This window comes from Bacillus sp. AP50, assembly GCF_040492675.1.
GTDB classification, from domain to species: Bacteria; Bacillota; Bacilli; order Bacillales; family Bacillaceae_G; genus Bacillus_A; species Bacillus_A cereus.
In genome coordinates this window covers 1-12,133 of record NZ_JBEUTW010000149.1, presented here as the reverse complement: position 1 = coordinate 12,133, position 12,133 = coordinate 1, and the positions used below count along the sequence as shown (strand labels likewise).

Sequence of the window (12,133 nt, the reverse complement as noted above, 5' to 3'; positions counted from 1 at the left end):
TATTATGATATTGAGAAGGGAAGAGGTGTCTATTCGTGATTGTAAAAATATTAAAGGATAGTAGTAATAGTTTCCTTTGCACAGTTCAAAGTAAAAATGGAGATCAGTATGTGAAAAAATGGTTTAGTAAACATGAAAATAATAAAGAATTAGGGCGACCAACTTTTAAAGAAGTAGAAAAGGATTGGAAAGAAAATAGAGACTCGTTTATGTATCCCAATATTAAAGCGCTTTATTAAAATGAAACATAAAGCGCGTTTTATTATTACAAAATTGTCACACTCCTGTAAGGTAATTCAATAGATTAGTTACTTTTTCCATGTCATAATAAAGACATAAGAAAGCTAATTAAAACTACAACTTATTAGGAGAGTGTCAGTCATGGTGCAAATATTGTCCGCGATTTATTCGCTTCTGTTCGTGATGTTGTCGGTGGTCGTGCTGGTTCTTATGAAAGTAAGCTAAAAGAAGCTCGTGATATTGCGATGGACGAAATGAAAGAACTTGCAAACGTATATAAGTAAATAAAAAACAGGCTCACCCCTTGAAGTTTATGCTTTGAGGGGGTTTTTTATTTTTCTTTTGTTCATGACTAAAGTTAAAATAGAGAAGGGCCGATGTACTAGCTCGCTTATTTCAAATGTAGTATATTATTTCTTAAGAAAAAGTGATAAAATGGAAGTTTTTTTATTTAAAGAAGGTGTTAACTTTATGACAAATAATAAAATTGCTATTTGAGATATGAAGAGAATTAGTGGTATGAATAATTTTAGAAAGTGTATAGTTGATAAAAATAAACGATGGAGTATGTAAAGAGTTATATTACATAAAATTTATTATGAATGGAGGCGGTTACACTATGTTTTGGTTAGGATGTTTTTTAGGATACATTGTAGGTTCTGTTATTACATGTGCGCTACTTTACTTTGGATATAGATCCAATGAAAATAAAAAAGCGGATATGCAAAAAGGGGAGGAGAGAAAAATCAATAAAAGAGGTGTATAGTAGGCGAAAGGTAAGGTGATAACATTGATGCAAAAATAAAGGACAGTTACATATTTTATATGATTACTATGTACTGTCCCGCTTATTCCTTTTGGATTAGGAAAAATTGTTTCCTGTCTTGCTATAAATTTCATAGGCGAAAAAACCAAATAAATAGCCTATTCCGGATCCTAAACTAATTGAAAGTAGTAAAGAATCAGGAGAAAATATGCCGACAATAATACCGATCAAACACCCTAAAAGCATTGCCATTGGTATTAAACTGTCTAATAAAATTTGAGTGTTTTTTGATTTTTTCTTACCCAATTTGCCGTGCTTATATTTATGTTCCAATCTTTTTATTACAAATACTACAATTCCCCCGACTAGTATAATAGGCCAAATTGCCGAAATGAACCACATGTTAGAAGCTCCTTTTACCTTTCAATATAATTGTACCAAAAAATTACAATTATAGACTGCTAAACGTACTATCTAGTCTATTTAAAAGGTAAATGCAAAAGACTTCTTCTTTTGCATTTAATAACTCGTCAAAAACACTTTCCGATACGATAAACTTAACTAAATCTATACAATTCAATCAAATTTACACAAGTTAGTGCTTCATCGTGTTCTCGCAACCCCGAAGGGACGAGGGGTATAACACTCCACACGAGGCAGTATCGTTACCTCCTATTATCAAGCATTTATTTTACCCATCTTGATAAATTTATCGCAGCATTTACATCCCTATCGTGATGGCTATTACATGAAACACAACACCACTCACGTATTTTTAAACTCCACTGTCCTTCTGGTTGAACTGAATGGTCGTATTTTACGCCGCAACATGAACAAATCTTGCTTGAAGCGAACCATTTATCAGCTTTTACATACGCAATGCCATACTTCTCGCACTTGTATGATAAACATTGAAAGAAGAAGTTTAATTTTTGAAATGAAAATGCTTTCGATAGTTTTTTGTTTTTTAACAGGTTTGAGATAGATAAGTCTTCCACAACAATCCTCATTGGTTTGGTTTTCACCAATTTAGCTGTTGCTTGATGGATATGGTTATTTCGGATATTCATAATTTTCCTAGATAACCGCAGGTGCTCAGCTTTCGCTTTTTCATATCCAGCAGATTGAATTTTCACACCTTTTTTAAATCTCCTAGACATATCTCTTTGTGCTGACTTTTTCCTTTTCAAAAGTTTTTTAACCTTGGCATCTTTGTTTATATTTCGTTCTTTCATACCATTAGAAGCTACAAACAGCTCTTTTAAACCAACATCCACACCGATTGACTCATTGGTTAGTTCTTGTAATTCAAAGTCTTCTTGGAACCCTACACTAATCCACCAGTGACGACCATCAAAGGTAACTCTTGGATTGGATGGTTTTTTATTTCTTGGTAGTTGTTGGCTTGTTTTCACTTCTCCAATAGACTGAATGTGAACTACTTTCTTTCCTATAATCAGTCTTTCATAATTAGCATAAAATCCTTGGATTACATCTTTTTTGGATTTATAAGAAGTGTGAGAACCATTTTTGTACTTTTTGAACGAATTTTTTCTCGCCGCATCAAAATCTCTTGAAGCCTGTTTAGGAACTTGTGCATTAATGTCTTTTAACCACTCATATTTCTTTCGCTTCTTGATCTTTGTAAATCGTTTCTGTAAAGCTAACTGTGAAACAGATTTTCCAAATAGCTTATAATATCTATCACTTATTCTTTTACAATAGTTATAAGCAAATCTTGCAGCACCAGCATGGTTTCTAAGCACTTTTTCTTGTTCAGGCGTTGGAATCAGTCTAACTTTCTTCGCCAATATCATCAGAATGTAACTCCTTTAATGAAAGATTTGTTCTTCTGAATCGTAGCGTGTTCCACCAGCATTCTCCTGAGACCACTCGGATGCAAACCTGTTAATTCCGATACTTGACTAACTCGTGAAAATTTCATTATTATTCTCACCTCATCGAACCAAACATAGCACGTACGTTCGATATATTCAATGAGGTTTGATAGATTTAATTAAATGTATCTTGTTCAACTAAGGGCGCAATTCCTTAGCCAGTTCTCTTATGAACTTCTCATGTTTTCACATGAGCGCAGACTATATGTTTATCTACTTAGAGATAGAGGATTTTTCCACCACCATAGGCTTGTGATGTACTCTCGTCAGTTATACGAGATAGTCGTTGAACGTTCATCTTATCACTTTTGACTTAGATGATTCGAGGCGGAAGACCCATTGTTCTAGTGTTTAGGATTTAACCTTGCACGATCTGATTGATTTTTTCTGCTTTCGCGACATTCACGCTCACTATTTCTAGCCACGTTGTAGTTCAATCAGCTTTAGGGATTGCCCGCAGTTAACCCTCACTACTAGCCAATCACTTGACTAGCAGGGCTTACTGATATATTTAATTAACTTTCGTTATAATTGGTTAAATAAATCGTAACAGTTAGTTACCCTTTCGTTTTCTCAGCGGACTGTACAACATCAACTGCCGCTTTCACATCCGCTAATTCATACGTAGAATGGACTTTCATAAAACGTAATTGCTCATTTTCTACTAAACGAATTAAGTGACGAAACGTTTCTTGCCATTTATATGGTGACACTTCATCATTCCAATGTCGTAAATGAAATATGTTTGCGTGTACTTTTGCTTTCGTGACAATCTCGGCCCAGTTCACTTGTATTCCTGATAGAAGACCGATCGTTAAAAAATGCCCGTTTGGACGTAAGGAGAAAGCTAATTCATTTCCATCCGGTCCTCCGATAGAATCAATCGCAGCATCCGCACCAATCCCGTTTGTTAATTCCATAACAGTTTCATAAAGCGGGGCAGTGGAAGTATCAATTACATATGCAGCACCAAGGCGCAGTAATTCTTCTGTATGCTTATTATTTCTTGTAACGGCAATTAATCGGAAATTTAAAATTTGGGATAACTGCGCAAATAGATGCCCAATAGCGGACCCACAAGCATTCACTAATAAAACGTCATTACTCTGTAAGTTTAACGTTTCTGTACAAGTAACCCACGCCGTAAGGGGATTAATATACATTTGTGCAGCTGTAAAGTTATCGATAGAATCAGGAATAGGAACTACAAAATCAGCTGGCGTCTTCACATATTCTTGCCAAGTACCTTCTCCGCGTAACGGTAAAACACGTTTACCGATAAGCTCTCTCGTAACGCCCGCGCCAACATCTTCTACAATACCAACACCTTCATAACCAGGTATGTTAGGTAACGGAATTCTATGTGCGTACGCTCCGGTAATGGGAATTAAGTCAGATGGATTAATCGGTCTAACTAGCATACGGACGAAAACTTCATTATCTTTCAGTGGTTCTATATTTTTATATTCAACTTGTAATACGTCTTTTGGATTGCCAAACTTATGAAATTGAATGCATGTTCCAAGCAAAGTAATTTGCCCCCTTAGTTTGATTGGGTTTATTATAGCATTTTTAGTTTGGGTGGTTACTTTGTTAGTGATAAATAGGGTTTTTAATTTACGTATTTATCAGAATTTTATAAAATGTGTATATAACTATAAAATGGGGGGATTTCTTCATGTGTACTAGTTTGACGTTACAAACTAAAAATTTCCAACATCTTTTTGCGAGAACAATGGATTTCACATTAGATATGAATCAGGAAGTAATAATCATTCCTCGGCGTTATCAGTGGAACAATATAACTGGTGAAACTATCCGAGCGAAAAAGGCTGTTGTCGGAATGGGAATTAATCATGAAGGAAGGGTCATTATGGCGGACGGAGTAAATGAAGCTGGTATGACGTGTGCTACTCTCTATTTCCCGGGATTCGCTACTTATAGTAACAGTATAGATAACCATAAAACGAATTTAGCGCCATTTGATTTTGTGGCTTGGAGCCTCACCCAATTTAATTCTGTTGAAGAGTTAAAAAAATCTGTTGATAACATTTCCCTTATAGATATACCATTACCAGTTTTAGGAATTACCCCACCGCTACATTGGATTTTAGCAGATAAATGGGGAGATTGTATTGTACTTGAGCCGACAACTGATGGACTAAAAATGTATGACAATCCATTAGGAGTGATGACTAATAGTCCGGAGTTTAATTGGCATTTACAAAATTTAAGACAATATATTGGACTTAAATCGCAGCCATTTGCGCCAACGGAGTGGGGAGATGTACCATTAAGTGCTTTTGGCCAAGGTTCAGGAACGATGGGACTTCCTGGAGATTTTACCCCGCCATCAAGATTTGTGCGGGCAGCATATGGAAAACAAAACATTCAAGGTATAGAGAACGAAGAAGAGGGGATATCTGCTATTTTTCATATCTTATCAAATTGTGAGGTCCCTAAAGGGGCAGTAATAACAGAAGACGGAACATTAGATAATACCATCTATACGAGTGCAATGTGTATGGAATCTGGAACATATTATTACCATACTTACGATTGTAGACAAATTATAGCTATTCATTTATTCAATGAAAATTTAGATACAGCTGAGATTAAAACTTATCCGTTTCAGCGGAAACAAAAAATATTTTATGAAAACTGAAGCGCCCCTGAAAAAGCGAGATTGATAAAAACACCTCCATTTAATTTGCATACTTAGTATGCGAATTTAGGAGGTGTTTTTTATCATTTATCAATATTCAGGTTTACTTCTTGCTATTCTATTAAGCCGAAGCCTTCTTCATTCTCTCAAGTAAACTAGACAACACATGCGTACGATACGATTCTAGTTTTTTACCTTCATAAGTACGGATACCTAATTTTTTAAGTTCTTTTACATACCAACCTTTGCTTCCGAAATACATGTGATCGCTCCCCTTCAACTTTGTTTTATTTATTCTGATTGCATATGGAGGTACAGGTAATATAATGAAGGAAATGAATTTCGCGCGAAAATGGTTAACTTTGTTGCAAAAGACATATATACTAAGGATAGTATATAACGAGGTGGACAAGACGTGATTATAGAGAAGCACGAAATTCAAATTGACCAAATTACGAGCGGTAAAGTGAATATCTTTACTTTCTATCGAAATAGAAAGCAAATTGATGATCATTTTTTACGATTGCAAGAACCATCGCTTACAGCAAACTACTTCTTCCATTTTCATTTTGATGCAGAGAGCTTGCATCTACTGCAGAAAGAGTTTCCGAGCGTATATCCGTACGACGGTAGTGAAACGATTCACGACTGGACGGAAAAGATGAAAGCAGAGTTGCAACATCAGATCCAAACAGGTAAATGGAATAAACGCGTACGTATCGGTAATCGTATTCTAGATGTGGTGTTTACGTGGTGTGACGAAGATATAGTAGAGTGAAAAAGAAGCGGATGACGCTTCTTTTTTTAGCGCTGGAATAAAACGAGCTTACCTGCAGTAGATGTACAGCGATGTGTTTTTTCATACAATCCTTTTTCTTGTAAGATAGATTCACCTTTTGCTTTCGCTTCTTTTTCAGTTGCCGCCTCGAATGATTCGTCTAATGCTTTTGAACCATCTTTTTCAAAGACTGTTAGAACGTATACTCCCATGAAAATTCCCTCCAATATTTAAAATCAGAATCTTATAATTATTTTGACATAAAATGCTACAATATGCAAAGAAATATATGACATTGCGTGGTAAAATAGAATGAAACTTTAATCATCGAGAATATTTTTATTCTCGATGATTATTAGTTTTCAGCGATTTAAATTTTGATAAAATGAAACTTTTGAAAGATAGAAAGGATCGTTATTTGTGAAACAAGTAAAGTTTATACATGCGGCTGATTTGCATTTGGATAGTCCGTTTAAAGGGATGGAGATGAATGTTACGCAGTCTGTGTGGGAGAGAATGAAGCAAAGTACGTTTGAATCATTTGAGCGTATTGTTGATAAAGCGATTCAAGAGCGCGTTGATTTCGTATTACTAGCTGGGGATTTGTATGATGCGGAGACGAGAAGTTTGAGGGCGCAAGTGTTTGTGCGTGAGCAAATGAAGAGACTTTCGCAATACGATATCCCTGTTTTTATTATTCACGGTAACCATGATCATTTAGGGGGAAGCTGGGCAGCAATTGAGTTTTCGGAAAATGTTCATGTATTTACTGAGCCTTATGTAGAAGAGAAATCATTTTATAAAAATGGTGAGCTATTAGCTTCTATTTATGGTTTTAGTTATTTGCAGCAAGCGGTAACGGATAATATGACAGCGCAGTATACGAAAATGAGTGATGCGCCTTTTCATATTGGTATGCTTCACGGAAGTGTGGAAGGAGATGCAGAGCATAATCGCTATGCACCGTTTCAAATTCGTGAGTTGAAAGAAAAACAGTTTGATTATTGGGCTCTTGGCCATATACATAAACGTGAAATTTTATCAGAAGAACCATACATTATTTATCCAGGGAACATACAAGGTCGTCATCGTAAGGAAACAGGCGAGAAGGGTGCGTACCTTATTGAACTTACGAAACAAGGAACACAGTGTTCATTTTTCCATACGGCAGATGTTGTATGGGATGAAATCGAAGTTTGTATTGATGGACTTGAAACTGTTGATGAACTTATGACAAGCATATCTACTGCGATGAATGAATGCCGAAGAGAAGAGGAAGGTACGCTATTAACTGTCGTATTTACAGGACAAGGCCCACTTTCACCTTATTTGCGCGACGAAAAGCGTGTGGAAGAGATTTTTCACATTTTAGCATCTGGAGAAGAGCGAAAAGATTTCGTATATGCAATGAAGTGGAAAAATGAGACGGTTTCTTTTGCGGAAATCGAACGTTTGAAAGCGGAAAATCATTTCGTCGGTAGTGTGCTAAAGGAGTTAGAAGCTTTCACTAATATGGACGGAGTATTGCGCACTATTTGGACATCTCCTGTAGCGCGTAATAGTATTGAATCTTTTACAGAAGAAGAGAAGAAAGAGATTCAAAAGGAAGCAGAAAATATTATTTTAGAACAATTATTCCAGCAAGAGAGGGATAAAAAATGAGAATTGAAAAACTCCATATTTATGGGTACGGAAAATTAGAAAATGTGGAAATGGATCTTTCCTTGCTGACAGTGTTATACGGTGAAAATGAAGCGGGGAAATCGACAATTCGCTCATTTATGAAAAGTATTTTATTCGGTTTTCCGACGAGAGGACAGCGCCGTTATGAGCCGAAAGAAGGCGGGAAGTATGGCGGTGCGATCACTGTGCAAACAGAGCAGTACGGTCGTTTGAAAATTGAGCGATTGCCAAAGACGGCAGCTGGCGAGGTGACCGTTTATTTTGAAGACGGGAAAACGGGCGGAGAAGAAATTTTAAACGATATATTAAGCGGGATGAATGAAAATTTATTTGAATCTGTCTTTTCATTTGATATGCATGGCCTTCAAAACATTCATCAGCTTGGCGAAGCAGATATTGGCAATTATTTATTTTCGGCAAGTGCAGTCGGAAGTGATGCGCTATTGCAGTTAGATAAAAAGCTAGAAAAAGAAATGGACCAGCGCTTCAAGCCGAGTGGTCGTAAACCAGAAATTAACGTGTCATTGCAAGAGATGAAGAAACTTGAAGAGAAGATGAAAGAGTGGCAAGGGAAAATTGGCACGTATGAAAAGCAAGTGGAGCAGTTAAAAGAAAGTGAAGAGAAACTTGCTTCTGTTCGCGTGGAAAAAGAGAATGCAGAAAAGCGGAAGCAAGATTATGAAATATTAGCAGCGCTTGAGCCTCTCGTTATTGAAAAGCGTGCGCACGAGAAAGTGTTAGAGAACGAGAGCGGGCAGTTTCCTGTAAACGGAATGGCGCGTTATGAAGCAATTAAGGCGAAGATGGAGCCGCTTCAATTACAAGTTGATTCGCTCCACAAGAAAATTGAGACAGTGCAATCGGAAATTGCCTCGATTCAAATAGATGAAGAGTTTTTACAAAAAGAAAGTTATGTAGAAGAACTTCGTATGCAGCATATGTCTTACGAAAATGCACGCCAAGAAATGCGTGATTTGACAGGAAGTATTACGAATATAAAAGAAGAACTGGCAGAACTAGAGCAACAAATTGGTGCTACTTTTGAAAAGGAAACAGTTCTGTCGTTTGATATGAGTTTGGCAACAAAAGAGTTAATTACGCAAACAGTGCAAAAGGCGCGTGAATTAGAAACGCAAAAAGCACAGCTTGATGATCGTTTTAAAGTAGCGCAGGAGCAATTAGAAGAACAAGAAGAGAATATAAGACAGATTAAGCAACAAATGTTAGCGGATGAAGAGCGAAATGCGTTAGCTGAGAAAGAGAAGTCGTTCCAAGATGCGGCGTTTATCGGTATGGGCGCAGAGAGAATGAAGCGCAAGTATGAGGAAAAAGCAGGAGCGGCTATGCAAAAGAAAAAGCAGTGGCAAAGAGTTTGTCTTCTGTTACTTCTTATTAACACAGGCATTTTATTCACAAGCTTATTTATAGACAATCGACCGCTCTTATTTATTAGTGTCATTGTTTTTGTAGGGATTGTTCTCGCCCTTGTTTTATATAAAGATCCATCAAGTGGATTACAAGAAGAGCTCCTTACACTTCAGCAAAGTGCTGGCGGGAGACAAAGTGAAGAAGCGATGTCTGTTCGTTATCAGTTAGAAAAAGATGAAGAGATTCGGAAGTTATTTGAGCGCGAGTCTTATAAGTTACAGCAGTTGGAACGAGCGTATGATAAAGTCGTTTCATCGTATGAGGAATGGGAGAGAGAAACGTTCCAGGCGGGAGAACAAGTCGATGCATATAAAACGCGCTATATGTTTCCTGAATTTTATACGTATGCACACATATTGCCGGCGTTTGAGCGTATTGAAAAAATGCAGCAATTATATCGAGAGTTAGAGAAGCAAGGTACGCGAAAATCTTCATTATATGAAATGATTTCGCAATTTGAACATAAACTAGAAACTGTTATCGGTAGTGCGGAGTATAGTAAGCTACACGAGGCACAAAGCCGTATGCAAAATGAGAAAGAGAAGCGCCAAACTTGTAAGCAGTTAAAAGAAAAACTGGCGGAATGGCAAGAAGAATATGAGTTTATGCAAGAACAATTAAAGCAATTACTAATAGAACGAGATGGTTTATGGCATATTGCAGAGTCTACAGATGAAGAGATGTTTTTAGAAGCAGGTAAACTGGCGGAAAAACGTGAGGATGCAGAGAAACAAGTGGGGCGTTTATTACCGCAAATTGATCTGTTGGAACAGCGTTTAACGAGTTTATCATTAGCTGAACATTATGAAGCTGACGGGTATGAAGGAAAATTAAAGCAAGAAATTACAACTGTCCAAAACTGTCTTACGAAAGAGAAAGAACTGACAGAGCGTATTGCGAAACATCGTATGGAAATTGCGAATTTAGAAGAAGGTAGTACGTACGGCGATTTAATGCATGAATGGGAAATGAAAAAAGCGCAAGTGCGTGAACAAGTGAAGAAGTGGGCTGCTTATGCGGCCGCAAAGACAGTGTTAACGAAAACGAAGCACTATTATCATGAAGTTCATCTTCCTCGTATTTTACAAAAATCAGAAGAGTATTTCGTCTATTTAACAGGCGGACGCTATAGTAAAATCTTTTCACCGTCAGAGGCAGAACCGTTTATCGTTGAACGTAACGATGGTATGCGTTTTTACAGTCATGAACTAAGCCAAGCGACAGCGGAGCAGTTATATTTATCGCTGAGATTTGCACTGGCGAAAACATTCGAACATGATTATCCATTTATTATTGATGATAGTTTCGTGCATTTTGATGCGGTAAGGACGAATCGTACGATTGAACTTATAAAGGAAATTGCAAAGGATAGACAAGTCATATTCTTTACATGTCATGCGCATTTACTTGCGTATTTTCCAGAAAAACAGATTATAAAATTAACACATATGCGTAAAGAAAATGAGTTGTAGTGTGCTATACTAAAAGTAACTGATTTGGTGGAGGAATTCGAATGAAAAAGAAAATTGCAGAGTATGAAGTTGGTGAACAAGTCGATATTTTCTTGTTAATTAAAACAGCGACAAAAGGTATCGCAAGCAATGGAAAGCCATTTTTAACAGTAATCTTACAAGATCCAAGTGGAGATATTGAAGCGAAATTGTGGGACGTATCACCAGAAGTTGAGAAACAATATGTAGCGGAAACAATCGTGAAAGTAGCTGGTGATATTTTAAACTACAAAGGACGTATTCAATTACGTGTGAAACAAATTCGTGTTGCGAATGAAAATGAAGTAACAGATATCTCAGACTTCGTAGAAAAAGCACCAGTGAAAAAAGAAGATATGGTTGAGAAAATTACGCAATACATATTTGAAATGAGAAACCCGAACATTCAGCGTCTAACAAGACATTTATTAAATAAGCATCAAAATGAGTTTTTAGACTATCCAGCAGCGACAAAGAACCATCACGAGTTCGTATCTGGACTAGCTTATCACGTCGTATCAATGCTTGATTTAGCGAAAGCTATTTCAAATCTATACCCATCTTTAGATAAAGACTTACTATATGCAGGCGTTATTTTACATGACCTTGGTAAAGTAATCGAACTATCTGGCCCAATTTCTACAACGTATACGTTAGAAGGAAATTTACTAGGCCACATTTCTATTATGGTGAACGAAATTGGTAAAGCAGCAGACGAATTGCAAATCGATGCAGAAGAAGTATTAATTCTTCAACACATCGTCCTTTCGCACCACGGAAAAGCGGAATGGGGTAGCCCAAAACCACCATTAGTAAAAGAAGCAGAAATTCTGCACTACATCGATAACTTAGATGCAAAAATGAACATGATGGACCGCGCATTAGGACGCACAAAACCAGGCGAATACACAGAGCGTGTCTTCGCACTTGATAATCGTTCGTTCTATAAGCCGACGTTCCATAATTAATAATGTGAATCAAATGGCCTCATTAAGTGGTAATAAGCTTAGTGGGGCTGTTGTATAATGATAATAAAGTTATTGAATTTTGATTATTAAAAAGCTAAGAGCCTTACTACATTCTACGTAGCAAGGCTCTTTAAAGTTGTTTCAAATTACATCCATCTGTTCGTTCAAGTGTAACTATTCGCAATTATTTGATATTATATAGGTGAATAGAAAGATA

At 36.7% G+C, this 12,133-nt stretch carries 13 protein-coding genes and 1 pseudogene; 8 read left to right on the top strand and 6 right to left on the bottom strand.

Translation table 11 applies throughout. The features are described from left to right. Nucleotides 1-35 precede the first annotated feature (35 nt). The 3 genes and pseudogenes from ABWK52_RS13215 (at nt 36) to ABWK52_RS13205 (ending at nt 1,006) form a co-directional block, all read left to right on the top strand. Nucleotides 36-239 carry a DUF4028 family protein gene (locus tag ABWK52_RS13215; protein ID WP_000635860.1) on the top strand — a complete coding sequence of 68 codons (204 nt, stop codon included), beginning with the start codon at nt 36-38 and terminating at the stop codon, nt 237-239. A 144-nt stretch (nt 240-383) separates the two neighbouring features. Then, nucleotides 384-524: pseudogene (locus ABWK52_RS13210) on the top strand (heavy metal-binding domain-containing protein); the annotation flags it as partial. A gap of 335 nt (nt 525-859) precedes the next feature. Next, the gene (locus ABWK52_RS13205; protein ID WP_000498632.1) at nt 860-1,006 is read left to right on the top strand and encodes a hypothetical protein; all 147 of its coding nucleotides are present in this window, start codon (nt 860-862) and stop codon (nt 1,004-1,006) included. A gap of 96 nt (nt 1,007-1,102) precedes the next feature. Here ABWK52_RS13205 and ABWK52_RS13200 read toward each other — a convergent pair whose 3' ends face one another. The 4 genes from ABWK52_RS13200 to ABWK52_RS13185 form a co-directional block, all read right to left on the bottom strand. Continuing rightward, nucleotides 1,103-1,408, bottom strand: a complete 306-nt coding sequence (locus tag ABWK52_RS13200) for a hypothetical protein (RefSeq protein ID WP_016117357.1) — start codon at nt 1,406-1,408, stop codon at nt 1,103-1,105. 284 nt (nt 1,409-1,692) lie between these two features. Beyond that, the gene (locus ABWK52_RS13195; RefSeq protein WP_098542370.1) at nt 1,693-2,823 is read right to left on the bottom strand and encodes an RNA-guided endonuclease InsQ/TnpB family protein; all 1,131 of its coding nucleotides are present in this window, start codon (nt 2,821-2,823) and stop codon (nt 1,693-1,695) included. Continuing rightward, entirely contained in the window at nt 2,823-2,951 is a 129-nt protein-coding gene (locus ABWK52_RS13190) for a hypothetical protein (protein WP_000672782.1), read from the bottom strand. The genes ABWK52_RS13195 and ABWK52_RS13190 overlap by 1 nt, the downstream gene beginning before the upstream one ends. Nucleotides 2,952-3,461: 510 nt before the next feature. After that, nucleotides 3,462-4,433: a zinc-dependent alcohol dehydrogenase family protein gene (locus tag ABWK52_RS13185; RefSeq protein ID WP_098507952.1), complete on the bottom strand. Its 972-nt coding sequence runs from the start codon at nt 4,431-4,433 to the stop codon at nt 3,462-3,464. A gap of 149 nt (nt 4,434-4,582) precedes the next feature. Here ABWK52_RS13185 and ABWK52_RS13180 point away from each other — a divergent pair, with 149 nt between their 5' ends. Continuing rightward, nucleotides 4,583-5,569, top strand: a complete 987-nt coding sequence (locus tag ABWK52_RS13180; protein ID WP_000337593.1) for a choloylglycine hydrolase family protein — start codon at nt 4,583-4,585, stop codon at nt 5,567-5,569. 121 nt (nt 5,570-5,690) lie between these two features. Here the strand turns inward: ABWK52_RS13180 and ABWK52_RS13175 are convergent, their stop codons facing one another. Then, entirely contained in the window at nt 5,691-5,831 is a 141-nt protein-coding gene (locus ABWK52_RS13175; protein ID WP_000273536.1) for a YflJ family protein, read from the bottom strand. Nucleotides 5,832-5,984: 153 nt separating this feature from the next. Between ABWK52_RS13175 and ABWK52_RS13170 the strand changes: the two genes are divergently transcribed. Next, nucleotides 5,985-6,347 carry a hypothetical protein gene (locus tag ABWK52_RS13170; RefSeq protein WP_000582785.1) on the top strand — a complete coding sequence of 121 codons (363 nt, stop codon included), beginning with the start codon at nt 5,985-5,987 and terminating at the stop codon, nt 6,345-6,347. 26 nt (nt 6,348-6,373) lie between these two features. Here the strand turns inward: ABWK52_RS13170 and ABWK52_RS13165 are convergent, their stop codons facing one another. Continuing rightward, nucleotides 6,374-6,559: a YhzD family protein gene (locus ABWK52_RS13165; protein WP_000539552.1), complete on the bottom strand. Its 186-nt coding sequence runs from the start codon at nt 6,557-6,559 to the stop codon at nt 6,374-6,376. A gap of 208 nt (nt 6,560-6,767) precedes the next feature. Here ABWK52_RS13165 and ABWK52_RS13160 point away from each other — a divergent pair, with 208 nt between their 5' ends. The 3 genes from ABWK52_RS13160 to yhaM are packed head-to-tail and all read left to right on the top strand — an operon-like array spanning nt 6,768 to nt 11,916. Further along, on the top strand, nt 6,768-8,009 hold the full coding sequence (locus ABWK52_RS13160) for a metallophosphoesterase family protein (protein ID WP_098542371.1): 1,242 nt from the start codon (nt 6,768-6,770) through the stop codon (nt 8,007-8,009). Next, nucleotides 8,006-10,930 carry an ATP-binding protein gene (locus ABWK52_RS13155; RefSeq protein ID WP_098542372.1) on the top strand — a complete coding sequence of 975 codons (2,925 nt, stop codon included), beginning with the start codon at nt 8,006-8,008 and terminating at the stop codon, nt 10,928-10,930. The genes ABWK52_RS13160 and ABWK52_RS13155 overlap by 4 nt, the downstream gene beginning before the upstream one ends. A gap of 41 nt (nt 10,931-10,971) precedes the next feature. Beyond that, complete coding sequence (yhaM, locus tag ABWK52_RS13150; protein WP_000726639.1) at nt 10,972-11,916, top strand: 3'-5' exoribonuclease YhaM; 945 nt, start codon at nt 10,972-10,974, stop codon at nt 11,914-11,916. Nucleotides 11,917-12,133 lie beyond the last annotated feature (217 nt).